The sequence below is a fragment of the Paraburkholderia sp. EG286A genome (genome assembly GCF_040965375.1).
Lineage (GTDB): Bacteria > Pseudomonadota > Gammaproteobacteria > Burkholderiales > Burkholderiaceae > Paraburkholderia.
In genome coordinates this window covers 22954-45182 of sequence record NZ_JBFRCB010000002.1, presented here as the reverse complement: position 1 = coordinate 45182, position 22229 = coordinate 22954, and the positions used below count along the sequence as shown (strand labels likewise).

23 protein-coding genes are annotated in these 22229 nt (G+C 67.0%); 15 read left to right on the top strand and 8 right to left on the bottom strand.

The annotated features are described in order from the left end of the window. Window positions 1–41: 41 nt before the first annotated feature. Entirely contained in the window at window positions 42–1109 is a 1068-nt protein-coding gene (locus tag AB4Y35_RS06890) for a biotin-dependent carboxyltransferase family protein (protein WP_368703902.1), read from the bottom strand. After that, on the bottom strand, window positions 1106–1765 hold the full coding sequence (gene pxpB / locus AB4Y35_RS06885; RefSeq protein WP_368703901.1) for a 5-oxoprolinase subunit PxpB: 660 nt from the start codon (window positions 1763–1765) through the stop codon (window positions 1106–1108). The genes AB4Y35_RS06890 and pxpB overlap by 4 nt, the downstream gene beginning before the upstream one ends. A gap of 214 nt (window positions 1766–1979) precedes the next feature. On the opposite strand from pxpB, the gene AB4Y35_RS06880 reads away from it, so the two are divergent. After that, entirely contained in the window at window positions 1980–2492 is a 513-nt protein-coding gene (locus tag AB4Y35_RS06880; protein WP_368703900.1) for a winged helix DNA-binding protein, read from the top strand. A 22-nt stretch (window positions 2493–2514) separates the two neighbouring features. On the opposite strand, the gene AB4Y35_RS06875 is transcribed toward AB4Y35_RS06880, so the two are convergent. Then, a complete protein-coding gene (locus AB4Y35_RS06875) occupies window positions 2515–3141 on the bottom strand; it encodes a 5-formyltetrahydrofolate cyclo-ligase (RefSeq protein WP_321931212.1) in 627 nt (208 codons plus the stop codon). A gap of 8 nt (window positions 3142–3149) precedes the next feature. On the opposite strand from AB4Y35_RS06875, the gene AB4Y35_RS06870 reads away from it, so the two are divergent. The 4 genes from AB4Y35_RS06870 to AB4Y35_RS06855 all read left to right on the top strand — a co-directional run bounded on the left by AB4Y35_RS06870 (window position 3150) and on the right by AB4Y35_RS06855 (window position 8171). Continuing rightward, window positions 3150–5123 carry a transglycosylase SLT domain-containing protein gene (locus AB4Y35_RS06870; RefSeq protein WP_368703899.1) on the top strand — a complete coding sequence of 658 codons (1974 nt, stop codon included), beginning with the start codon at window positions 3150–3152 and terminating at the stop codon, window positions 5121–5123. 148 nt (window positions 5124–5271) lie between these two features. Then, window positions 5272–6228: a complex I NDUFA9 subunit family protein gene (locus tag AB4Y35_RS06865; protein ID WP_368703898.1), complete on the top strand. Its 957-nt coding sequence runs from the start codon at window positions 5272–5274 to the stop codon at window positions 6226–6228. Between the two features lie 54 nt (window positions 6229–6282). After that, window positions 6283–6933, top strand: coding sequence for a glutathione S-transferase family protein (locus tag AB4Y35_RS06860; RefSeq protein ID WP_368703897.1), 651 nt, complete (start codon window positions 6283–6285; stop codon window positions 6931–6933). Continuing rightward, entirely contained in the window at window positions 6930–8171 is a 1242-nt protein-coding gene (locus AB4Y35_RS06855; protein ID WP_368692300.1) for a multifunctional CCA addition/repair protein, read from the top strand. The genes AB4Y35_RS06860 and AB4Y35_RS06855 overlap by 4 nt, the downstream gene beginning before the upstream one ends. A gap of 16 nt (window positions 8172–8187) precedes the next feature. Here the strand turns inward: AB4Y35_RS06855 and AB4Y35_RS06850 are convergent, their stop codons facing one another. After that, window positions 8188–8382 (bottom strand): DUF2905 domain-containing protein, encoded by a 195-nt coding sequence (locus AB4Y35_RS06850; RefSeq protein WP_321915292.1) that lies wholly within the window; start codon window positions 8380–8382, stop codon window positions 8188–8190. Window positions 8383–8400: 18 nt separating this feature from the next. Further along, window positions 8401–9603 carry a class I SAM-dependent methyltransferase gene (locus AB4Y35_RS06845; protein ID WP_368703896.1) on the bottom strand — a complete coding sequence of 401 codons (1203 nt, stop codon included), beginning with the start codon at window positions 9601–9603 and terminating at the stop codon, window positions 8401–8403. 52 nt (window positions 9604–9655) lie between these two features. On the opposite strand from AB4Y35_RS06845, the gene AB4Y35_RS06840 reads away from it, so the two are divergent. From AB4Y35_RS06840 to AB4Y35_RS06810, 7 genes are all read left to right on the top strand, one after another. Next, window positions 9656–10474 carry an SDR family oxidoreductase gene (locus AB4Y35_RS06840; RefSeq protein WP_368704622.1) on the top strand — a complete coding sequence of 273 codons (819 nt, stop codon included), beginning with the start codon at window positions 9656–9658 and terminating at the stop codon, window positions 10472–10474. Between the two features lie 203 nt (window positions 10475–10677). Then, window positions 10678–11073, top strand: coding sequence for a dihydroneopterin aldolase (locus AB4Y35_RS06835; protein WP_028203420.1), 396 nt, complete (start codon window positions 10678–10680; stop codon window positions 11071–11073). Window positions 11074–11076: 3 nt separating this feature from the next. Beyond that, window positions 11077–12048 (top strand): tRNA 2-thiocytidine(32) synthetase TtcA, encoded by a 972-nt coding sequence (ttcA, locus tag AB4Y35_RS06830; protein ID WP_368703895.1) that lies wholly within the window; start codon window positions 11077–11079, stop codon window positions 12046–12048. A 202-nt stretch (window positions 12049–12250) separates the two neighbouring features. Beyond that, the gene (gene glmU, locus AB4Y35_RS06825) at window positions 12251–13612 is read left to right on the top strand and encodes a bifunctional UDP-N-acetylglucosamine diphosphorylase/glucosamine-1-phosphate N-acetyltransferase GlmU (protein ID WP_368703894.1); all 1362 of its coding nucleotides are present in this window, start codon (window positions 12251–12253) and stop codon (window positions 13610–13612) included. A gap of 77 nt (window positions 13613–13689) precedes the next feature. After that, on the top strand, window positions 13690–15516 hold the full coding sequence (glmS, locus tag AB4Y35_RS06820; RefSeq protein ID WP_368703893.1) for a glutamine--fructose-6-phosphate transaminase (isomerizing): 1827 nt from the start codon (window positions 13690–13692) through the stop codon (window positions 15514–15516). Between the two features lie 286 nt (window positions 15517–15802). Then, entirely contained in the window at window positions 15803–16570 is a 768-nt protein-coding gene (locus tag AB4Y35_RS06815; protein WP_368703892.1) for an NAD-dependent deacetylase, read from the top strand. Between the two features lie 118 nt (window positions 16571–16688). After that, window positions 16689–17189 carry a CinA family protein gene (locus AB4Y35_RS06810; RefSeq protein WP_368703891.1) on the top strand — a complete coding sequence of 167 codons (501 nt, stop codon included), beginning with the start codon at window positions 16689–16691 and terminating at the stop codon, window positions 17187–17189. Between the two features lie 443 nt (window positions 17190–17632). Here the strand turns inward: AB4Y35_RS06810 and AB4Y35_RS06805 are convergent, their stop codons facing one another. Next, the gene (locus AB4Y35_RS06805; RefSeq protein ID WP_368703890.1) at window positions 17633–18598 is read right to left on the bottom strand and encodes a DMT family transporter; all 966 of its coding nucleotides are present in this window, start codon (window positions 18596–18598) and stop codon (window positions 17633–17635) included. Window positions 18599–19022: 424 nt separating this feature from the next. On the opposite strand from AB4Y35_RS06805, the gene AB4Y35_RS06800 reads away from it, so the two are divergent. Next, a complete protein-coding gene (locus AB4Y35_RS06800) occupies window positions 19023–19244 on the top strand; it encodes a hypothetical protein (RefSeq protein WP_028203426.1) in 222 nt (73 codons plus the stop codon). A 74-nt stretch (window positions 19245–19318) separates the two neighbouring features. On the opposite strand, the gene AB4Y35_RS06795 is transcribed toward AB4Y35_RS06800, so the two are convergent. Together AB4Y35_RS06795 and AB4Y35_RS06790 are read right to left on the bottom strand one after the other, a co-directional pair. Beyond that, entirely contained in the window at window positions 19319–19603 is a 285-nt protein-coding gene (locus AB4Y35_RS06795; RefSeq protein WP_368692293.1) for a hypothetical protein, read from the bottom strand. Window positions 19604–19720: 117 nt separating this feature from the next. Then, a complete protein-coding gene (locus tag AB4Y35_RS06790; RefSeq protein WP_368703889.1) occupies window positions 19721–20539 on the bottom strand; it encodes a Mut7-C RNAse domain-containing protein in 819 nt (272 codons plus the stop codon). Window positions 20540–20677: 138 nt separating this feature from the next. Between AB4Y35_RS06790 and AB4Y35_RS06785 the strand changes: the two genes are divergently transcribed. Both AB4Y35_RS06785 and AB4Y35_RS06780 read left to right on the top strand, forming a co-directional pair. After that, window positions 20678–21550, top strand: coding sequence for an NAD(P)-dependent oxidoreductase (locus AB4Y35_RS06785; RefSeq protein ID WP_368703888.1), 873 nt, complete (start codon window positions 20678–20680; stop codon window positions 21548–21550). A 265-nt stretch (window positions 21551–21815) separates the two neighbouring features. After that, window positions 21816–22181: a response regulator gene (locus AB4Y35_RS06780; RefSeq protein ID WP_368703887.1), complete on the top strand. Its 366-nt coding sequence runs from the start codon at window positions 21816–21818 to the stop codon at window positions 22179–22181. Window positions 22182–22229: the final 48 nt, after the last annotated feature.

Below are 22229 nucleotides of genomic sequence, written 5' to 3'. Positions count from 1 at the left end.
TGTTCCTCTTGCTGCTCGTCTTACCTGGTGGTGCCTGAAAATCACGCGCTCGCGGCCGCGTTTGCGCGGCGGCTCGCAAGGCGTTCGTCGTGCATGGCGATCGCGGTGTCGATCTGCCGCAAATACGCCCGTTCCTCTTCCAGCGCCGCGCGCGCGGCGGCCGGCGTCGCTTCCACGAAACGCACGCCCCCGGTCAGCCGCACCTGGGCGAGCTTCCACCAGTCGGCGCGAATCACGGAGCCGATCTTCGGGTAGCCGCCCGTGGTCTGCGCGTCGGCCATCAGCACGATCGGCTGGCCGCTCGGCGGCACCTGGATCGTGCCGGGCAGCACGGCGTGCGAGAGCAGGTCCGCGCCGTTCGCGCGCGCGAGCGGCGTGCCCGTGAGCCGAAAGCCCATGCGGTTGCTGTTGGGCGTGATCTGCCATTCATCGGACCAGAGCGCGCGCTGCGCCTCCGGTGTGAAGCTGTCGTATTCGGGGCCGCGCAGCACGCGCACGGGCACGGCCCAGGCCATGCCGTCCGGATGGCGTCCGCGCCGGTGATGCGGCTCGTCCGCGAGCGCGAAGTTGCACCACACGGGCGCCTTCACGCCAAAGGCCGGCGCGCCCGGGTCGAGCGCGGCGCGCTCGCGGCCCGGCGCGAACGAGGCGCCCGTGGCGAGCCGGTCGCCGTCCTTGAGCGCGCGGCCCGCGAGGCCGCCGAAGCCCGCCGCGAGGTCGGTGCTGCGCGAGCCGAGCATGGGCAGCACGTCGACGCCGCCGGCCACGCACACATAGGCGCGCATGCCGCGCTTCGCGCCGTTCAGCACGAGTTCCTCGCCGGCGGCCACGGGCAGGCTCCACCACGACCAGACCGGGCGGCCGCCGAGCGTCGCGCCGAAGTCGGTGCCGGTAATGGCGACGCGCGTGGCGCGCGCGAAGCGCAGCGCGACGGGGCCGAAGGTGATTTCCACGCCGGCGGCGTCGGGCCGGTTGCCGACGAGGCGGTTGCCCACTTCGAGCGCGAGCGTATCGAGCGCGCCGCCGGTGGCGACGCCCAGATGCCGGTAGCCGGGGCGGCCGAGATCCTGGACCGTGGTGAGCAGGCCCGCGCGCAGTACTTCGATCATGCGTGGAGCTCCGCGATGGTGAAACGCACGCGGTCGCCCGGCATGAGCAGCGAAGGCGGATTGCGCGAAGGGTCGAACAGCTTCACGGCGGTGCGGCCGATCAGCTGCCAGCCGCCTGGCGAAGCGGCCGGATAGATGCCCGTCTGCTCGCCGCCGATGCCCACCGACCCGGCCGGGACGGCAAGGCGCGGCTCGCGGCGGCGCGGCGTGTGCAGCGCGGGTTCGAGACCGCCGAGATAGGCGAAGCCGGGCTGAAAGCCGAGGAAGAACACCGTATAGACGCCCGCGGCATGGCGCGCGGCGACGTCGGCGGCGGCGAACGCGCAGTGCTGCGCGACCGCTTCGAGATCGGGGCCGTGTTCGCCGCCGTAGACCACGGGTATCTCGACTTCGCGGCCTGCCGCGCTCGCGTCTTCTGCCTCGCGCCATGCGTCGCGCAGCGCACCCGCGAGCGCCGCGGCGTCGGCCGAGAGCGGATCGAAGGTGATCGTCAGGTTGTTCATGCCGGGCACCACTTCGCGCACCGGCGCCCAGCCGCGCACGAGCGCGGCGACGGCCCAGACGCGGCGCTGGACCTCGAGCGTGGCGGGCGGCGGCGCTTCGCAGACGAGCGCTTCGTCACCGAGAGGAAAAATGCGAGGGTCAGAATTCGGCATGTTGGATCGATCAGGGGACGGTTCGACCGGTCAAAAATTAACGCACGGGGATGCACAGGCGGGGCCGGTGTCGTTCCTTTCTAGCGTACATTGTCGATAAATTATCTACAAATTATCAATAAGCGTTTTCGCCAGGCGCACGGCAAACGCGCTGCAATTACACTCACGCCACGCCGCTTTGCCTTTTCGAACACCGACTACCGGGTTATCTGCCATGTCGCGCCAGCCGACCAAGATCGTTTCGTCCGAACATCTCGTCTCCGAGACGAGCGCCGAGCTTTCCGAGTTCGAGTACGCGCTCATCATGGCGAGCAACGCGTTCAACCGCTGGATGGTGCGCTGCATGTCGGCGGCGGGCGTGAAGGACATGACGCCGATCGAGGTGTCGCTGCTCCATCACGTCGGCCATCGCGAGCGGCGCAAGAAGCTCGCGGATATCTGCTTCGTGCTCAACATCGAGGACACGCACGTGGCCACGTATGCGTTGAAGAAGCTTGTCTCCAGAGGGTATGTAAAAAGCGAAAAGACCGGCAAGGAAGTCTTCTTTTCGGTCACGCCGGAAGGCCAGACGCTGTGCCTGCGCTATCGCGACGTGCGCGAGAGCTGCCTCATCGCGACGCTCAAGGAGAGCGGCCTCACGAACCAGCAGATCGGCGACGCCGCGCAACTCATGCGCAATGCGTCGGGGCTCTATGACACGGCCGCGCGCGCGGCGGCCTCGCTCTGAGCGATCAAGGCGCGTTCAGCGTTCAGCGCTCACGCGAACGTTGGCAAAGATGCGTGGCGGCTTCGGTCACGACGGCGTCGAGCGGCAGGTCGTGCGCCTCGCGCGCGAGCACGCCGTCGTCGATGCGGCAGGCTTCATACGCAATGCCAACCGTGACGGGCAACGCAACGCCCGGCCAGGCGGCCAGCGTGCGGTCGTAGTAGCCGCCGCCGTAACCGAGACGATAGCCGTCGCGATCGAAACCCACGCAGGGTACGAGGAGAAGATCGGGCACGATCACTTCCTGTGACTGCGGCTCGAGGATCCCGTGATGGCCCTCGCGCATCGGTGCGTCGGGCGTCCAGGCGTGAAAGACGAGCGGCGTGTGGCGCTCGGGAATGGCGGGCAGGGCGGCGCGGCGTGACGCATCGGCGGCGAGCCAGGCGGTGATCCAGGCGCGCGCATCGAACTCGCCGCGCAAGGGCCAGTAGAACCCGATCGAACGCGGCGAAAATTGCGCGACGAGCGCATCGAGACGGGCCGCGAGTGCCGCACCGATTGCCACGTCGGAAGCCGCTTCAATTCGCCGAGGAAGCAGCCTTGCACGCCAGTCCTTTTTGGATTCCGTGTGAGGGTTGCGTGCTATGCTTGGGTTCACCTCGCGCTCCAGAAATAACGATGTCCAAACGCCTTGTCCGAGTATATCGCGTGGTCGGTCTCGCACTGACTGCCGCGGCACTCGTAGCATGCAGCACGGCGGACGCCGTGCGCCCCGTCGCACTGCCCCCAGGCGCAGTCCTTACGAACGACGATCAGACTTTCATCCAGCTTCGCGAAGCCGCGCGCAACAACGATCCGGCGCGCGCCGCACAACTCGCTGCGATGATTCCCGATTACCCGGCGCCGTCGTACCTCGAATACTTCCAGCTCAAGCCGCAGCTGTTCGATTCGCAAGGCCACGCGCGCATCGACGCGCCCGATGCGCCGGTGCTGTCGTTCCTGCAGCGCTACGACGGCCAGGCGATCGCCGACCGCATGCGCAACGACTATCTGACCGTGCTCGGCGCGCGCCACGACTGGGCGAACTTCGACCAGCAATATTCGCGCTTCGTGCTCAACGACGACACGCAGGTGAAGTGCTACGCGCTGGAGTCGCGCGCGGCGCGCGGCGAGAACGTCACGAACGACGCGCGTGCGCTGCTCGTCGAGCCGCGTTATTACGGCGACGGCTGCGTCGACCTCATCACCGCGCTTGCCATCAAAGGCCAGTTCTCGAGCGACGACGTGTGGCAGCAGATCCGCCTCGCCTACGAGCAGAACCAGACCTCGACCGGCGCCAGGCTGCTCGACGGCCTTTCGCAGCGTCCCGACCCGACCGCGTTCAGCCAGGCCGTGAGCACGCCGCCGCTCACGCTCGCGCAAGGCGTTACCGGCGATCCGCAGTCGCATCAGCTCGCACTGCTGGCCGTCACCGTGATGGCGCGCAACGACCCGGCCATGGCCGCGGCCACGTTCGCCACCGTCGCGCCGCAGCTCACGTCGCCGGAGCGGGCGATCGGCTGGGGCACGATCGGCTATCAGGGCGCGTTGAAGCGTCTGCCGGCCGCGCTCGACTGGTACCGTCTCTCGGCCAACGCGCCGCTCTCGAGCCCGGCTTACGAATGGCGTACGCGCGCCGCGCTGCTGGGCGGCGACTGGACCATGGTGCGCTGGTCGATCGAACAGATGCCGGCCGCACTGCGCGCGCAGCCGTCGTGGGTCTACTGGCACGCACGCGCGCTCAAGCAGGCCGGCGAAACGGGGCAGGCGAACCAGGAGTTCGCGACGATCTCGCAGGGCTATAACTTCTACGGCCAGCTCGCCACCGAAGAACTCGGCCAGAAGATCACCATCCCGCCGAAGACCACGGTCAGCGACGCCGACATCGCCCAGGTTGCGCAAACGCCGGGCTTCGCGCTCGCGCAGCGCTTCTACGCGCTGAACCTGCGGCTCGAAGGCAATCGCGAATGGAACTGGCCGCTGCGCGGCATGAGCGACCGGCAGCTGCTCGCCGTCGCCGAATACGCGAAGCGCATCCAGCTGCTCGACCGCACCGTTAACACGGCCGACCGCACGCAAACGGAGCACGACTTCTCGCTGCGCTATCTCGCGCCGTTCCGCGACGTCGTGGAACGCGACGCGCAGACCAACGGCCTCGACGTCGAATGGGCCTACGGCCTGATTCGCCAGGAATCGCGTTTCATTCTCAATGCGAAGTCGGGCGTGGGCGCGAGCGGCCTCATGCAGATCATGCCGGCCACGGCGCAGATGGTGGCGAAGAAGATCGGCCTCGGGCCCCTGTCGCGCGACCAGCTCAACGATCTCGACACCAACATCCTGCTCGGGACGAACTATTTGTCGATGATCTACAATCAGTTCGACGGCTCCGCCGTGCTCGCGACCGCGGGCTACAACGCCGGGCCGGGCCGCCCGCGCGCATGGCGCCAGACGTTGCAGGGCGGCGTCGAGGGCGCCATCTTCGCGGAAACCATTCCGTTCCAGGAAACCCGCGATTACGTGAAAAACGTGTTGTCGAACACGGTCTACTATGCGGCGCTGTTCGAGGGCCGTCCGCAATCGCTGAAGGCGCGTCTCGGCTATATCTCGCCGTAAGCGCCGGGCCGTTTGGCCGCGCCGCTTCCCTTCATACGGAATCGCGCGCGGCATGACGGCACGCCGCGTGCTCCGTCTTCTGACTGGCGCGCTGCGGGACGAACCGGACCTCGTACGCGGCGGCGCCGTCTGCCCGAGGAGGTCGAAGATGCGACATCAAGCCATTGCGGTCATCGGCGGTTCGGGATTCATCGGCAGCCATCTCGTCAACGCGCTCGTCGAGGCGGGCAAGGACGTGCGCGTCGCCACCCGCCGCCGCTACAACGCCCGCCATCTCACCCTGCTGCCCGTCGACGTGATCGAGGCCGATGTGTCCGATCCGGTCGCGCTCGCAGCGTTCGTCGAAAATGCGGACGCGGTCATCAATCTCGTCGGCACGCTCAACGGCGGGCGCGGCGATCCCTACGGCCCGGGCTTCGCGAAGCTGCACGTCGACTTGCCCACGAAGATCGTCGCCGCCTGCGAAGGCAAGGGCGTGCATCGCCTGATCCACATCAGCGCCATCGGCGCCGACCCGCGTGGGCCGAGCATGTACCTGCGCTCGAAGGGCGACGGCGAGAAAGCCGTGCACGCGGCCACGGCGCTAGCCACGACCATCTTCCGGCCTTCCGTCGTGTTCGGTCCCGAGGACACCTTCCTCAACCGTTTCGCGCTCCTGCAGCGGCTCTTTCCGATGATCCCGCTCGCCATGCCCGACGCGAAGTTCCAGCCGGTGTTCGTGGGCGACGTGTCGAAGGCGATCGTCAACGTGCTCGATCTCGACGCCGCGAGCGGGCACACTTACGAGCTCGGCGGCCCGACGGTCTACACGCTCGAACAGCTGCTGCAGTATTGCGGCGAAGTGGTGGGCCGGCACGCGCGCATCGTGCGGCTGCCCGACGCGTTCGGGCGCCTGCAGGCGCTCTCGTTCGAGATGGCGCCGGGCGTGCCGGTGCTCACGCGCGATAATCTCGATTCGATGAAGGTGGACAGCGTGCTGACCGGGCCGCTCGCCCCCGAGCTCGATATCGAGCCCGCGAGCATCGAGACGATCGCGCCGCTCTATCTCGCCGACGCCTCGCTGCGTTCGCGGCTGAACATCTTTCGCGCCAGTGCCGGCCGATAGTCCAAAGCGGACGATCAGCCGGCGCTCTTTCAACTCACAACGGTCATTGGAACAATGAAGCTCGTAATCGGAGACAAGAACTATTCGTCGTGGTCGATGCGTCCGTGGGTGCTGCTCAAGCACTTCGGCGTGGCGTTCGAGGAGGTGCTGATCGAGCTCGACGAGCCGGCCACCAAGTCCTCGATCCTGGCGTTCTCGGCCTCGGGCAAGGTGCCGTGCCTCGTTGGCGACGACGGCTTCGCCGTGTGGGATTCGCTCGCGATTGCCGAGACGCTCGCCGAGCGCTTCCCGCAGCACGCGCTGTGGCCGCGCGACGCGAACGCGCGCGCCCGCGCGCGCAGCGTGAGCGCGGAGATGCATGCGGGCTTCGGCGAAGTGCGCAACCACATGCCGATGAACATCCGCAAGGTGAAGCCGGGCGCCGGCGCGACGCCTGGCGCGCTCGCCGACGTCGCGCGCATCGACGCGCTCTGGCGCGAGTGCCTCGCCGCGAGCGGCGGGCCGTTCCTGTTCGGCGAATTCAGCATCGCCGACGCGATGTACGCGCCGGTCGTCATGCGCTTCAACAGCTACCAGCCGAAGCTCTCGCCCGAAGCGGCGGCGTACGCGCAGCGCGTGAGCGCCCTGCCCGCGGTGGCCGAGTGGGTCGAGGCGGCGCGCCGCGAAACGCACATCGTCCAGGACGACGAACGCGACGACGAATGAAGATCTATGTCGTAGGCGGCGCGATCCGCGACGAGATGCTCGGGCTGCCCGTGCGCGACCGCGACTATGTCGTGGTGGGCGCGACGCCCGAGCAGATGGCCGCGCAGGGTTATCGTCCGGTGGGCAAGGACTTTCCGGTCTTTCTGCATCCCGAAACGCATGCGGAGTACGCGCTCGCGCGCACCGAGCGCAAGACGGCGGCGGGTTATCACGGCTTCCAGTTCTTCTACGCGCCCGACGTGACGCTCGAGGAAGACCTCGCACGGCGCGATCTCACCATTAACGCGATGGCGCAGGAAATGCAGCCGGGCGGCGTGCTCACGGGGGAAGTCGTCGATCCGTTCGGCGGCGCGCGCGATCTCGAAGCGCGCGTGTTTCGCCACGTGAGCGACGCGTTTCTCGAAGACCCCGTACGCATTCTGCGTATCGCGCGCTTTGCCGCGCGTTTCGCCGATTTCACCGTCGCGCCCGAAACGCTCGAACTCATGCGCGAGATGGTTGCTTCGGGCGAAGTCGATTCACTCGTGCCCGAGCGCGTGTGGCAGGAAATCTCCCGCGGTCTCATGGAAGCGAAGCCGTCGCGCATGTTCGAGGTGCTGCGCGATTGCGGCGCGCTCGCGCGCGTGCTGCCCGAGGTCGACGTGCTGTGGGGCGTACCGCAGCGCGCGGACTATCACCCGGAAGTCGATACGGGCGTGCACGTGATGATGGTGATCGACCATGCGGCCGCGCAGGGCTACACGCTGCCGGTGCGCTTCGCGGCACTCATGCACGATCTCGGCAAGGGCACGACGCCGGAGGACGTGCTGCCGCGTCACATCGGCCACGAAGGACGCAGCGTCGATCTGCTCAAGCCGCTGTGCGACCGTCTGCGCGTGCCCAACGACTGCCGCGAGCTGGCGGTGCTGGTCGCGCGCGAGCACGGCAACGTCCATCGCGTGATGGAGATGGGCGCGGCGGCGCTCGTGCGCATGCTCGAACGCTGCGACGCGCTGCGCAAACCCGCGCGTTTCGCCGAGGCGTTGCAGGCCTGCGAGGCCGATTTGCGCGGGCGGCTGAACTGGGAGAACGCGCCGTATCCGCAGGCGGAGCGTCTGCGTGTGGCGCTCGTGGCCGCGCGCGGCGTGGATGCGGGGGCGATTGCGCGCTCGATCGAACGCGGCGGCGCCGAGAAAATCAAGGAAGCGGTGCACGAGGCGCGCGTGGCGGCGGTGGAAGCCGCGCTCGCTACGGCTTGATCAGTCGAGCGCGCGTTCAGAGCACGCGCACGAGAAACGAAAGCGCCATCGAAAGCACGAGCGTCGACATGAACGGCAGCGGATACTCGCGGCCGAAAATGCGCAGCGTGATGTCGCCGGGCAGGCGCCCGATGCCGAGCTTTTTGAGCCACGGCTGGGCGCTCGAGAGAATCGCCACGGCGATGAAGGTGGTGAGAAACCAGCGGATCATGGTCGCGTGGCGTGAGCGTCAGAGTGTGTGGCTGCGGTCGCCGCGCGCGAACGCCGCGATGGTCTCGCCGATGCCGCGCGAAAACGCGATCACCTTGAACAGCTCGCCCATCTCGCTTTCCGAAACGAGTTTCTGCACCGCGTTCGCGGCGGGCAGAAAGCGCTGCGCGTCGCGCGGATCGATTTCGCCCAGCACCTCGGTGATGCCCGCGTTCATCAGGAAGCGCGCCTGCGTGGTGTAGCCGAGCAGGTCCGCGCCCGCTTCGACGCCCGCTTCGGCAATGCCCGTGAATTCCACGTGCGCGGTGATGTCCTGCAAACCGGGATAGAGGAACGGGTCGCCATGCGCGCGATGCCGGTAGTGGCACATCAGCGTGCCTTGCGCGCGCTGCGCATGGTAGTACTCGTGGCGCGGAAAGCCATAGTCGATGAAGAACGCCGCGCCGCGCTGGAGCATCGCGCAAACCGTGCGCGTGAACGCGAGTGCGGCTTCGTGCGTTTCGGTCACGTAGTCTTCGCTGCCTTCCACGCCCGCGAGCGCGCTTGCGGGCCAGTTGGCGTCGCGCCCCGAGTTCGCCGGCTGATCGGAAAAGACGAAGGCGCCTTCGGCGTTTGCGCTCACGCCGCGCTCGTGCCAGACGGCGTCCTTGCGCGAGAACAGGCGCACCGGCATGGCGTCGAGCACCTCGTTGCCGATCACGACGCCTTCGAACTGCGCGGGCAGCGCATCGAGCCACGTCACGCGATTGAGGAGTGCCGGCGCGAGCTGCGCGATGGTCTTGCGCTGGCGCTCGCGCAGTTCGCCCGACAGATCGACGATGGCGTAGGCGTCGAACGCCACGCCGGCGGCGTCGAGTGCGAGCATCACGCCCGCCGCGAGGCGGCCCGTGCCCGCACCGAACTCCATCAGGCGGTGCGTGCCGCTGGCGGCGAGCGCTTCGCCCACGGCGCGCGCGAGCGTCGCGGCAAACAGCGGCGAAAGCTCGGGCGCGGTCACAAAGTCGCTGCCGTCGTCGGCGAACAGGCCGAACTTGCGTGCTCCGCCCCCGTAGTAGCCGAGTCCCGGCGCGTAAAGTGCGCGTTCCATGTAGCGGTCGAACGGCAGCCACCCGCCCGCTGCGGCGATCTCGGCGCGCAACGTGGCCGCGAGCGCCTCGGACTGCGCGAGCGCGATCGGCTCGGGAACAGGTAAACTATCGGGTTCGTGAGCTTTCGGATTCATCCCGGCATTGTAAATGAGCGCAACTCCCGGCATCCGCCCGGCTGACGCCGACATGAGCGCATCCGGCGAAGGATCGCGCCCCGATTCTGACGTAAAGGCGCCCGTCGTGCTGGTGACGGGCGGAGCACGCCGCATTGGCCGCGAGTTCTCGCTCGGCTTTGCGGTGCGCGGCTGGGACGTCGCCGTCCATTACGGCGAGTCGCGCGAAGCCGCCGACGAAGTCGTCGCGCAGATCGCCGCGCTGGGCCGCCGGGCCGTGGCGCTGCATGCCGACCTCGGCGACGAAGCCCAGGTGGCGCGGCTCGTGCCGGACTGCACAGCGGCGCTCGGCCGTCCCGCGTGCGTGCTCAACAATGCCTCGCGCTTCGACGAGGACACGGCGCAGGATGTGGGTTACACGAAGCTGCTGCAACTCATGGCGATCAACGTGGGCGCGCCGCTCGTGCTCGCGCGCACGCTGTACGAGGCAACGCCCGAGGCGGCGGCGGACGACGAGACGCTGCGCACGTGCGTGATCAATGTGCTCGACCAGAAGCTGTACAACATGAATCCCGACTATCTGTCGTACACGCTGACGAAGGCCGCGCTGCAGAACGCCACCGTCGCGCTCGCCCAGGCGCTCGCGCCGAAGGTGCGCGTGGTGGGGCTCGCGCCCGGCCTCACGCTGCAGTCGGGCGACCAGACGCCGGCGAGCTTCGCCGCCGCGCACCAGGTCACGCCGCTCAAGCGCGCGTCGCGGCCCGCCGATCTCGTGGAAGCCGCGCTGTATCTGGCGCGGGCAACCGGCGTGACCGGCACGACGCTCGTCGTGGACGGCGGCCAGCACCTCGTCCCGCTGCCGCGCGACGTGATGTTTTTGACGGGCGGCTGACGCCCGAACGTGGGTTGCAACAAGATTTGCAACTAAATGCATAGCCCGCTGCGCGCAGAACTGCGAGCGAGCGGTGCTGACGAAGACAAAGGAACGCAAGCCGCCGCGCACGAGCGGTTTTGCAGACCGGCTGAACGACCCGCCGGGCGCGCCGCGCCGGCATACGTGCGAGAGAACGCACGCTTTTATCGACTGGAACCCGTATGTCCACCGTATTGCTTCACCCCCGGCTCGCCGACTGCCGCCGGCTTTTCCTGCGCGACTACGAAGTGCACATCAACATCGGCGTGCATGACTTTGAGAAGCGCGGCGAACAGCGCGTCGTCATCAATGTCGACCTGTTCGTGCCGCTTGCTTCGACCACGCCGCAAGAGGACAAGCTGCGCGAAGTCGTGGACTACGACTTCATGCGCTCGACCGTTGCCGAACGCGTGGGCAAGGGCCATATCCATCTGCAGGAGACGCTCTGCGACGATCTCGCCGCGGCGCTGCTGTCGCACGAACTCGTGCGCGCAGTGCGCGTCTCGACCGAGAAGCCCGACGTTTATCCGGACTGCGACGCGGTGGGCGTCGAGGTCTTTCGCATCAAAGAGGACTGATTCATGAACGCCCCCGAAACGCTACCCGTTGGCGAGGACGCCGCGACCGAAGAAACGGGCCGCCAGGCGCTCACGCGCCGCGAGCAGAAGGAAGCCTACGAGAACAACAAGCTGTTCAAGCGCATCGTGCGTCAGGTCGGCCAGGCGATCGGCGACTACAACATGATCGAGAACGGCGACAAGGTCATGGTCTGCCTGTCGGGCGGCAAGGACAGCTACGCGATGCTCGACGTGCTGCTGCGCCTGCGCGAGCGCGCGCCGATCGACTTCGACATCGTGGCCGTGAACCTCGACCAGAAGCAGCCGGGCTTTCCGGAGCACGTGCTGCCGGAATATCTCGACAAGGTAGGCGTGCCGTACCACATCGAGAACCAGGACACGTACAGCATCGTCAAGCGTCTCGTGCCTGAAGGCAAGACGACCTGCTCGCTGTGTTCGCGCCTGCGCCGCGGCATTCTGTACCGCGTGGCGGGCGAACTGGGGGCGACCAAGATCGCGCTCGGCCATCATCGCGACGACATTCTGCAGACGCTGCTGCTGAACCTGTTCTACGGCGGCAAGCTCAAGGGCATGCCGCCCAAGCTGCAGTCGGACGACGGCAAGAATGTCGTGATCCGGCCGCTTGCCTACGTGAAGGAAACCGATCTCGAGAAGTACGCGGTGCTGCGCGAATTCCCGATCATTCCGTGCAACCTGTGCGGCAGCCAGCCGAACCTGAAGCGCGCGGAGATGAAGGCGCTGATCCGCGAGTGGGACAAGCGCTTCCCGGGCCGCGTCGAGAACATGTTCAACGCGCTCGGCAACGTCGTGCCGTCGCACCTCATGGACGCGAACCTGTTCAACTTCGCGGACCTGCGCGCGACGGGCGTGGCCGATCCGGCGGGCGACATCGCGTTCGACGAAGAGCCGTGTTCCACCGACCCCACGCCTGCGGAAGGCACGGCCATCAAGTTCACGCCGTTCGACGATCTTTGAACCGTCCTTTCAGTCGTCCCCGCGGTTCGATTCAAACGCTCCGACCCCGCATCGGAGCGTTTTTTATGTCTGGCTGCCGATCCGACGAAAAGCAGTTGTAAAACAATGTTTTTCGGGGCATGAGAGCCCGGCCGGCCGGCGTGTCGGGGATATCCCGCATGCTAAAATCAGCCGCTTCATTCCTCATCCAGTCACTGATGCAATGAACATCGTGATCCTCGCGGCAGGCATGGGCAAACGCATGCACTCCGCGCTGCCGAAAGTGCTCCACCCGCTCGCCGGCAAGCCGCTCCTCTCGCACGTCATCGATACTGCCCGCACGCTGTCGCCCACCCGGCTCGTCGTCGTGGCCGGCCATGGCGGCGAAGCCGTGCGCGAAGCCGTCGGCGCACCCGATGTCCAGTTCGCGCTGCAGGCGCAGCAGCTCGGCACGGGCCACGCGCTCGCGCAGGCGCTGCCGCTGCTCGACGCCAACGTGCCCACGCTCGTGCTCTACGGCGACGTGCCGCTCACGCGCGCTTCCACGCTCAGGCGTCTCGTCGAGACCGCTGGCGAGAACGGCTACGGCATCCTGACCGTCACGCTCGACGACCCGACCGGTTACGGCCGCATCGTGCGCGACGCGGCGGGCAAGGTCGAGCGCATCGTCGAGCAGAAGGACGCGAACGAAGCGCAGCGCAAGATCGCCGAGATCAACACGGGCATCGTCGTGACGCCGACCGCGCCGCTCGCGGGCTGGCTCGCCGCGCTGAAGAACGACAACGCGCAGGGCGAGTACTACCTCACCGACGTGGTGGAAGCCGCGATCGCCGCCGGTCATCCGGCCGTGACCGCGCAGCCCGATGACGAATGGGAAACGCTCGGCGTGAACAGCAAGCAGCAGCTCGCCGAACTCGAGCGCGTGCATCAGCGCACGGTGGCCGAAGCGCTGCTCGTCGCGGGCGTGACGCTCGCGGACCCGGCGCGCATCGACGTGCGCGGCTCGCTCACCTGCGGGCGCGACGTGTTCATCGACGTGAACTGCGTATTCGAAGGCGAGGTGACGCTGGCGGACAACGTGAGCGTGGGCCCGAACTGCGTGATTCGCAGCGCGTCGATCGGCGCGGGTACGCGTGTGGACGCCTACACGCATATCGAAAACGCGACGGTCGGCGCGAACGCGGTGCTTGGGCCTTACGCGCGTCTGCGTCCCGGCGCGAAGCTCGCCGATGAAGTTCACGTGGGCAACTTCGTCGAGGTGAAGAACGCGAACATCGGCGTGGGCTCGAAGGCGAATCACCTGAGCTACGTGGGCGATGCGGATGTCGGCGCGGGCGTGAACATCGGCGCGGGCACCATCACCTGCAATTACGACGGCGCGAACAAGCACCGCACGATCATCGAGGACAACGTGTTCGTGGGTTCGGATACGCAACTCGTCGCGCCCGTGCGCGTGGGCCGCGGCGTAACGATCGCGGCGGGCACGACGGTGTGGAAGGACGTGCCGGAAGCCACGCTCGTGCTCAACGAAAAAACGCAGATCGCCAAAACCGGCTACGTTCGGCCGGTGAAGAAAAAGAACTGAACGGTTGAATTGCGGGCGCCGCCTGTCGCGCGACAAGCGCGCGGCGCCCACGCCTCTCATTGCAAAGGATCGAATCCATGTGCGGCATCGTCGGCGCGGTAGCGCAACGTAACATCGTTCCCGTCCTGATCGAAGGACTGCGGCGGCTCGAATATCGCGGCTACGACTCGTGCGGCGTGGCCGTCGTGACGGCCGACGGCCCGCAGCGCGTGCGCAGCGTGGCGCGCGTGGCCGAACTCGACGAGCAGGTGCGCGAGGCGCACTTCGAAGGCGTGACCGGCATCGCGCATACGCGCTGGGCCACGCACGGCGCGCCCACGGTGAACAACGCGCACCCGATCTTCTCGCGCGACACGCTCGCGATCGTGCACAACGGCATCATCGAGAACTACGAGTCGCTGCGTGAAATGCTGCGCGCGAAGGGCTACGAATTCGTTTCGCAGACCGACACCGAAGTCATCGCGCATCTGGTCCACAGCCTGTATCAGGGCGACCTGTTCGCCGCCGTGCGCGCGGCCGTGCAGCAGCTCGCGGGCGCGTATGCGATCGGCGTGGTGCACAAGAGCCAGCCGCATACGGTGGTCGGCGCGCGCGCCGGTTCGCCGCTCGTGGTGGGCTATGGCAAGGGTGAGAATTTCATCGCGTCGGACGGGCTCGCCATCGCGGGCAGCGCCGAGCACATCAGCTATCTGGAAGAGGGCGATGTGTGCGAGATCACGCTGGAAGGCGTGCGCATCGCCGATCGCGCCGGCAATATCGTGACGCGTGAAGTGCGCGACGTGCAGGCCTATGGCGCGTACGGCGGCGCGGTCGATCTCGGCCCGTATCGCCACTACATGCAGAAGGAAATCTTCGAGCAGCCGCGTGCGATCTCCGACACGATTCCGGCCACCGACGCCTTCACGCCCGACCTCTTCGGCGAGAACGCGGGCGAGGTGTTCAAGGGCATCGACAGCATCCTGATTCTCGCGTGCGGCACGAGCTACTACGCGGGCCTCACGGCGAAGTACTGGCTCGAGTCGGTGGCGAAGATCCGCACCGATGTCGAGATCGCGAGCGAATACCGCTATCGCGAGTCGGTGCCGAATCCGCGCGCGCTCGTCGTGACGATCTCGCAGTCGGGCGAAACCGCCGACACGCTCGCCGCGCTCAAGCACGCGCAGTCGCTCGGCATGGCGCACACGCTCGCGGTGTGCAACGTGGCGACGAGCGCGATGGTGCGGCTCACCGCGCTCAAGTTCCTCACGCACGCGGGGCGCGAGATCGGCGTGGCGTCGACGAAGGCGTTCACCACGCAGCTCGTCGGCCTCTTCATTCTCGCCGTCACCCTCGGCAAGCTGCGCGGCCATGTGAACGCCGAACAGGAAACCGCCTACCTGAAACTGCTGCGCCACCTGCCGGCCGCGCTCAACGGCGTGCTCGCGCTGGAGCCGCAGATCATCGCGTGGTCCGAAGAGTTCGCGCGCAAGGAAAATGCGTTGTTCCTCGGGCGCGGGCTGCATTACCCGATCGCGCTCGAAGGCGCGCTCAAGCTCAAGGAAATCTCGTACATCCACGCCGAGGCGTATCCGGCCGGCGAGCTCAAGCACGGGCCGCTCGCGCTCGTGACCGAGGCGATGCCCGTGGTGACGGTCGCGCCCAACGACGCGCTGCTCGAGAAGCTCAAGTCGAACATGCAGGAAGTGCGCGCGCGCGGCGGCCAGCTGTACGTGTTCGCCGATGCCGATACGCACATCACGAGCGAAGACGGCATCCACGTGATCCGCATGCCGGAACACTACGGGCTGCTGTCGCCGATCCTGCACGTCGTGCCGCTGCAACTGCTCGCGTATCACACGGCGTGCGTGCGCGGCACCGATGTGGACAAGCCGCGTAACCTCGCGAAGTCGGTGACGGTGGAGTGAGGTCGTTCGCGCGCTGATCGCGCGCGCCGGTTGAAAAAGGGGATGCCATTGCGGCATCCCTTTTTTATTGGGCCAGTCTATTGGGTCGATCGCAGCAGGAGGTGCTCAGAGGCCGCTCAGGCGGCTGTCGCGGCTCAGTGCGTGGGCTGGGGTGGCCAGACGCGCTGCGGCGCCTCTGGGGGCGCGTAACGCGCTCGTCTGGACCGTGCGCCTGTCCGCCATGGCGAACCTCTGCCGAAACGCCGCTGGACGGTCATAATGTCGCCGTTCGATCAAGGAGACGAAAGTGGCAAACGTGGCGCAATCCCGGCAACCGGGGCAGTCCGGCAGACTCCCCCGCCTGTTCGTGTTTTCCGGTGCGGGGCTGTCTGCGGAAAGCGGCATTTCGACGTTCCGCACTGGCGACGGCATCTGGTCCCACGCGAGCATCGACGAGGTCTGCAATTACCTCACGTGGCGCCGCAACCGGCCCGCGGTGTTCCGTTTCTACAACCAGCGCATCGCCGAATGCGGCGACGCGCGCCCGAACGCCGCCCACGAACGGCTCGCGAAATGGCAGGACGCCTGGGGCACGGAGCGCGTGCATCTCGTCACGCAGAACATCGACGACATGCTCGAGCAGGCCGGCGCGCGCCAGGTGACGCATCTGCACGGCGACATGATTTCGCTGCTGTGCACCGACTGCGACTATCGGTTTCCCGTGTCCGGCCGCGCGCTCGATCCGCAGGCGGCCTGTCCGTCGTGTGGGCAGGTGGAGGGCGTGAAGCCCGGCGTGGTGTTCTTCAACGAGGCCGCGCCCGAGTACGAGACGCTCTGGCGCATTCAGGGCGACATGACGCCGGACGATCTCTTCATCGCCGTGGGGACGGCGTTCGAAGTGATCCCGCCCGAGCGGCTTCTGCCGCCTGCGCGTTGCGGGCATCACGCGCGCAATTTCCTCGTCGATCCGGCGCCACGGCGCACGGAATGCTTCGGCGTCGTCGAGGCCAAGCCCGCGACCATCGGTTTGCTCGATCTCGAGCCGACGATTGAGCGGATGATGACGGGCGACTAGCCCCCACGCTGTTCCTCACGCGATGCATTGAGCAAGGGCGTGCCTCCTCGGGAGGCACGCCCTTTTTTATTGCGCCTGCATGCGACACTGGCTTTTTCCTGATCCAGTCGTTGCCGTCATGAATATTGCGAAGCAGATCGTCGGTTATCTGAAGTCGCGCTCGCTCGTGCTCGTGAGCGTCGAAACCGGCACGGCGGGTGCGATCGGCGCGATGCTGGCCGACCAGCGCGGAGCGTCGGGTTGTCTCGATCTCGGTTGCGTGGCGCATTCGCAAGCCGCGCTTGCGGCGCTGCCTGGCGTGAGCGCGCAGACGATCGAGCACAACGGCCTCGTTAGCGAAGCCTTGGCGCGTGAAGCCGCCGAAGGCGCGCTTGCGCGCAGCGCGGGACGCGCGAGCGTGGCGCTGGCGAGCATCGGCTGGTTCGCCGACGAAGACGAGGAGTCCTGCGCCGTCGTGACGCATTGCCTGGCATGGGCGTGCATCGAACGCGGCCGCGTGCATAGCGTGGGCGAGACGGTGTGCTTTTCCGGCAGGAAAAGCGAGATCCGCAGATCGATCGCGCGACGCGCGTTGCTCGGCTTGCCGCGATTCGTCGACGGGGTTCTCACGCGCGATTAAAACCAGAGTGGAATGACTCTGCGCGAATGCGCAGCACGCGAGCGCAGCGAGCGTCGCGATTTTCCCCATAGTCTTTTCAGTATTTATATTTATAAGTAGTAGCAGTTAACAAGTCCTGGCATTAACTGTGGACAACACGAAAATTGCCTGACGGCTCATACCGATGCAAAACGGATAGCCATGCGGACAAAGCTTGTACGCGTGGCGAGCGGCTGGGATAACTTTTCAGGCCGCAACGCCAGGCGCGTGGTTATCAAGAAGTGGTCCACAGGTCGTTCGCCAGGTCGTCCCCAGGTTGTCCAGAGGTGGACGTGGATAACCTGGTTCGGCGCGGCGCAATCCAGCGTTATCCACACGAAAAAAAATGGCGTCGCTCGAGAGCGACGCCATTTATCGAAACAGTGCGGAGCGCGATATCAACGCCGGGAAATCATGGCGCGTTTTTACGCCGTTTCGGCAGGTTGCGCAGCGGCGCGCTGCTTCGCGAGCATGCGCGCTTGCCAGGCCGGCAGCAGTTGGCAGGCGAGCAGGCCGGCGAGCATGAGCGCGCAGCCCACGAGTGCGCGCGGCGTGAGCGTTTCGCCGAGTGCGGCCCAGCCCGCGAGCGCGGCGAACACGCCTTCCATGCTGAAGATCACGGCGGCGTGCGCGGGCGCGGCGTCGCGCTGCGCGACGACCTGCAGCGTATAACCGATGCCCACCGAGAGCGCGCCGCCATAGAGGATGGTGGGCGCGGCGCGCACGATGTCGGCCGCGCGCAGCGGTTCGCACGCGAGCCCGATCGCGAGGCACACCACGCCGCAGGCGACGAACTGCGCGATCGAAAGCGCGAGCGGATCGTGGCGTGGCGCGTAGTGGCCCACGAGCATGACCTGGATCGAGATCACGAGCGCGCAGCCGAGCTGATACCAGTCGCCGTACATCACCGAGAAGTGCTCGTTGATGCTGAGGAAGTAGAGCCCAACCGCAGCGAGTGCGGCGCCGAGCCATGTGCCGATGCCCGTGCGATGGCGCAGCAGCACGCCGAGCATCGGCACGATCACGACATAGAGCGAACTGATGAAGCCGGCATTGGCGATCTTCGTGTAGCCGAGCCCGATCTGCTGAAGCGAGATGGCAACGGCCAGCACGAGGCCGAGCACGGTGCCCGAGCGCAGCAGCGCGCCGTTGAACAGCGCCGGGGCCGCCGCGTTGCCGCTGTCTGCGGCGCCGCGCCGGCCGGTGTGGCGGCGTGCGAGCAGAAAGACCGAAACGACGCCGGCGCCCAGCAGGAAGCGCAGGCCGGTGAACAGGAACGGGCCGATGGCGTCGAGGCTCAGGCGCTGGGCGACGAACGCCGAGCCCCAGATCAGGGCGGCGGTCAGCATCAGCAGATTGGCGCGCAGGTGGCGGCGGGAGGCGGATTGCAAGCGGAGATCTCTTTTCGCGGGGAACGGACGCGACAGCGTTTTCGACGGTTGGCGCGCGCGGCGCGCGGTGTCCCGCCTGGTGTCCTGTTGAGCAAGGGCGCGGTGCCCAGTTTTTCGCGATTGCATCTGACTCGGGAGGTAATCTGGCCCGAATTCTTTCGGGGCAGGCCGATTCAGCGTATTACGTGAAAAAACAACGAACTTCCGGAAAACGGACGCGTAAATGCCGATCGTATCCGAATTGAAAGGGAATTGTCTCCCGGAAAATACACCCGGCCATTAGCGGATGACAAACGCCCTACGCTGCGTAATACTGCTTCGCGCGAAACGCCCGCCCAGATCGGCAAGCGGATCGTTTCGCGGTTTCACGCTGTTCTAATTCACAACGTGCCGGTCATTATTTGTCAGGTTTGGGGAACAACAGATGAAAAAGATTCTCGCCTCGCTCATCGCAGCATCGTTCGCACTGGTCACGGCTTCGGCATTCGCACAAGACGCTTCGGCTCCCGCAGCAACCGCACCGGCAGCCAGCGCGCCCGCAAAGGCCAAGAAGCAGCACAAGCAACTCAAGCACCACGGCAAGCGTGCCGCTGTGTCGGAAGGCGCATCGGCCGCCGGTACGGCAGACAAGGGCCAGGCAAACTAAAGCGCCCTTCAGTCGTAAAAAAGCCAGAGCATCTGCTCTGGCTTTTTTTTTGCGCGTTCGCTGCGGATGAGCGCTCAGGAAGCGTCGCGTGCGAGGCCGGCTTCCAGCAATTCCGTGAGCAGACCGCTCACGCCGCCCGGGTGACCCTCGGCGCGCGCCTTCAGCTTCTCGACGAGATCGGCGTTGAGCTTGCATGCGAAGGGCACGAGCCCTTGCGCCTGGTCCAGCTTGCGCTGTTCGCGGCGGTCCAGCGCCGGTTGCGCCGAACCTTTGCCGAAACGGTCGGGCCCGTTCTTGTGCGTCGCTTGCATCAGTTTCAGCGCCTTGTTCTTCTCAAGGTCGGTTTTCTTCATGGCCATATGTCGTGCTCCGGTGTTGGGCGGTGGCGCGCATTGTACGCAAACCCCCGCGTGCGTCCATCGCGGCGACTGGCCTCCTGGACGTCTTTCAGCCGCATCGAGTACCCGTGAATACCACTACGCGCCGTCGCCGCGGTCCGGCCCCTCATGGCCGTTGTGGCGCTCGTGTCCGTTATGTGCCGCGTGCGCTTCGTCCGTGGGCCGCGTGAGGCCGTCGATCAGCGTGCGCATGCGCTGCCAGTGCGAGCCTTCCCAGAACACCCGCTGGCAGACGTCGCAGGTCACGAAGCGCGTCTGCCGGTCGTAGACGCCGGCGGGCACGCGCTCGCGCACCGCGGCGCGCTCGATCGGCCGCAGCGGCGCGTTGCACATGAGGCAGAGCCGGAACGGCCGCGCGCTCGACGCGAGGTCGAGCCGCTCGAAAATCTCGTGGACCTGGGCGCGCGGCTTGAGCGCGCGCACGTAGCAGCCGTGCGTGATGCTGCGCCGCTTGAGCAACTCGCGGTCGCGCGTGAGGACGATGCGGTGTTCGGCGGAGGCGAGCGCCTCGATCTCGTCGTCGGGGAAGTGATTGTCGTAGAGCGTATCGAAACCGGCCAGCCGCAAGAGTTGCGCGAGGCCGCCCAGATGCGCGTCGGCGACGAAGCGCAGTTCGCGCAGCGGTGCGTCGCGCACGCGCAGCAGCGGCCGGATGTCGAGCGCCTCGAACTTCGGGTAGACGGCCACGCGGTCGCCGTCTGCGAGCGGATGGTCGAAACCCACCGATTCGCCATTCACGAGGATCAGCTCGACCTCCGTATGCGGCACGCCGAGCGCCTCGATCATGTGTTTCGTCGTGGCATTGCGCGCGCAGGCGCAACTGAACGCACGCCGGCGCAGCGGCCGCGCAAGAAAGTCGTTCAGCTCCTCGTAAAAGCGGAAGGTGGCGGTGACCATGCAAAGCAGTATCGCACCGGCTGCCTGGGCGCGCGCGCGTTCGCGCGGCGCGGGAGCCCGCCTGCAGCGTGGCCCGTCTTGTGCTGTACTGCACCTTTGCCGCGGGTTTCCCCTCGTTTTTCATGGAAGGAGCAGGCGATGGACATCGGATTTATCGGTCTTGGCGAAATGGGCGGCGCGATGGTCGGCAATCTGCTGAAGGCGGGCCACTCGGTGCGCGTGTGGAACCGCACGGCCGCGAAGGCGCAGGCGCTGGCCGACGCGGGCGCGCGCATCGTCGGCACGCCGGGCGAGGCCTTTGCCGGCGACGCCGTGCTCTCGATGCTCGCCGACGACGCCGCGCTGCGCGAGGTCATCGACGCGACGCTGCTCGACCATGCGCCACAAGGCCTCGTGCACGTGAACATGGCGACCATTTCCGTCGCGCTGGCCGAAGCGCTTGCGCAGGCCCATGCCGGGCGTGGCCTGCACTACGTGGCGGCACCGGTGCTCGGGCGCCCGGACGCCGCGCAGGCGGCGAAGCTCACGATCATGGCGGCAGGGGCGGCCGAGGCGATCGACCGCGTGCAGCCGCTGTTCGACGTGATCGGCCAGAAAACGTGGCGCGTCGGCGCCGTGCCGCAGCAGGCGAACGTGATGAAACTCGCCGCGAACTTCATGCTGGCTGCGGCCGTCGAGTCGCTCGGCGAGGCCGCGGCGCTGCTCGACGGCTACGGCGTCGCGATGCGCGACTTCCTCGACGTCGTGACGGGCGGCCCGTTTCCGGGCCCGGTGTATGCGGGCTACGGCGGCATGATCGCGCAGCGGCGCTACGAACCCGCGCTCTTCAAGGCGCGCCTCGGCCTGAAGGACGTGCGGCTCGCGCTGGCCGCGGCCGACGCCGCCGCGACGCCGATGCCGCTCGCGAGCGTGCTGCGCGACAGCCTGCTCGAAGCCGTGGCCCACGGCGACGGCGACGCCGATTTCGCCGTGCTCGGAAAGGTGGCCGCGCGGCGCGCGGGCCGCGGCTGACGAGTCTGCGTGAAATGAAGGGGCGCAATGAGGCGCGGCGAACGTTCGGGGGCGTTTTGCGATCAAAATCTTCAGACGACCGCGCGGTGACGCACAAAGACCCGGCGTGCGGCTGAGCACAATGTGACGCATCTCGATGGATGGCGGCCGGTTGACGGCGCCGCCCGCGATGTGGGGACGGGGAACCGATGACGACGACAGGGCACGCACCGGATCCAACGGGAGATCCGGCTGTGAGGCCATTTTCAGGGTAGGAGAACGGCGGATGGAGACGCGCATCCTGATCGCCGATAACGACGAGAAGTCGCTGGACGGGCTCAGCACCTTGCTGACCGATCTCGGCTACGGCGTATCTGTGGCCCGCACGCTCGACGAGGCACGCGATCTTGCCGCGCGCGGGGCGCCCGACGTGGCGATCGTGGCGCTTTCGCTCGCGCAGGACGAGCCCGGAGCGATCGTGCGGGAATTGCGTGCGGTCGGCGGCGAGCGCGTGCCGCTCCTGATCGCGCTCGCCGGCTGGGGAGAATCGCGCCACCGCGACGAGGCGCTTGCGGCGGGCTTCGACGTGCATCTCGTGCGGCCTGTGGGGCTCGATCAGCTGATGTTCATCCTGTCGATGACAGGGCAATGACGAATGTGTTGTTGCTGCGCAACATTCAGGGTGCGCACTACTTTACAT

Coding starts and splice junctions, on each gene's coding strand:
- AB4Y35_RS06855 (WP_368692300.1), top strand. CDS start 6,930: ATGAAGATCTATGTCGTAGGCGGCGCGATCCGCGACGAGATGCTCGGG.
- AB4Y35_RS06845 (WP_368703896.1), bottom strand. CDS start 9,603: ATGAATCCGAAAGCTCACGAACCCGATAGTTTACCTGTTCCCGAGCCG.
- AB4Y35_RS06890 (WP_368703902.1), bottom strand. CDS start 1,109: ATGATCGAAGTACTGCGCGCGGGCCTGCTCACCACGGTCCAGGATCTC.
- AB4Y35_RS06850 (WP_321915292.1), bottom strand. CDS start 8,382: ATGATCCGCTGGTTTCTCACCACCTTCATCGCCGTGGCGATTCTCTCG.
- AB4Y35_RS06870 (WP_368703899.1), top strand. CDS start 3,150: ATGTCCAAACGCCTTGTCCGAGTATATCGCGTGGTCGGTCTCGCACTG.
- AB4Y35_RS06880 (WP_368703900.1), top strand. CDS start 1,980: ATGTCGCGCCAGCCGACCAAGATCGTTTCGTCCGAACATCTCGTCTCC.
- AB4Y35_RS06800 (WP_028203426.1), top strand. CDS start 19,023: ATGAAAAAGATTCTCGCCTCGCTCATCGCAGCATCGTTCGCACTGGTC.
- AB4Y35_RS06790 (WP_368703889.1), bottom strand. CDS start 20,539: ATGGTCACCGCCACCTTCCGCTTTTACGAGGAGCTGAACGACTTTCTT.
- pxpB (WP_368703901.1), bottom strand. CDS start 1,765: ATGCCGAATTCTGACCCTCGCATTTTTCCTCTCGGTGACGAAGCGCTC.
- AB4Y35_RS06840 (WP_368704622.1), top strand. CDS start 9,656: ATGAGCGCATCCGGCGAAGGATCGCGCCCCGATTCTGACGTAAAGGCG.
- AB4Y35_RS06780 (WP_368703887.1), top strand. CDS start 21,816: ATGGAGACGCGCATCCTGATCGCCGATAACGACGAGAAGTCGCTGGAC.
- AB4Y35_RS06835 (WP_028203420.1), top strand. CDS start 10,678: ATGTCCACCGTATTGCTTCACCCCCGGCTCGCCGACTGCCGCCGGCTT.
- AB4Y35_RS06810 (WP_368703891.1), top strand. CDS start 16,689: ATGAATATTGCGAAGCAGATCGTCGGTTATCTGAAGTCGCGCTCGCTC.
- AB4Y35_RS06860 (WP_368703897.1), top strand. CDS start 6,283: ATGAAGCTCGTAATCGGAGACAAGAACTATTCGTCGTGGTCGATGCGT.
- AB4Y35_RS06865 (WP_368703898.1), top strand. CDS start 5,272: ATGCGACATCAAGCCATTGCGGTCATCGGCGGTTCGGGATTCATCGGC.
- glmS (WP_368703893.1), top strand. CDS start 13,690: ATGTGCGGCATCGTCGGCGCGGTAGCGCAACGTAACATCGTTCCCGTC.
- AB4Y35_RS06795 (WP_368692293.1), bottom strand. CDS start 19,603: ATGGCCATGAAGAAAACCGACCTTGAGAAGAACAAGGCGCTGAAACTG.
- ttcA (WP_368703895.1), top strand. CDS start 11,077: ATGAACGCCCCCGAAACGCTACCCGTTGGCGAGGACGCCGCGACCGAA.
- AB4Y35_RS06785 (WP_368703888.1), top strand. CDS start 20,678: ATGGACATCGGATTTATCGGTCTTGGCGAAATGGGCGGCGCGATGGTC.
- glmU (WP_368703894.1), top strand. CDS start 12,251: ATGAACATCGTGATCCTCGCGGCAGGCATGGGCAAACGCATGCACTCC.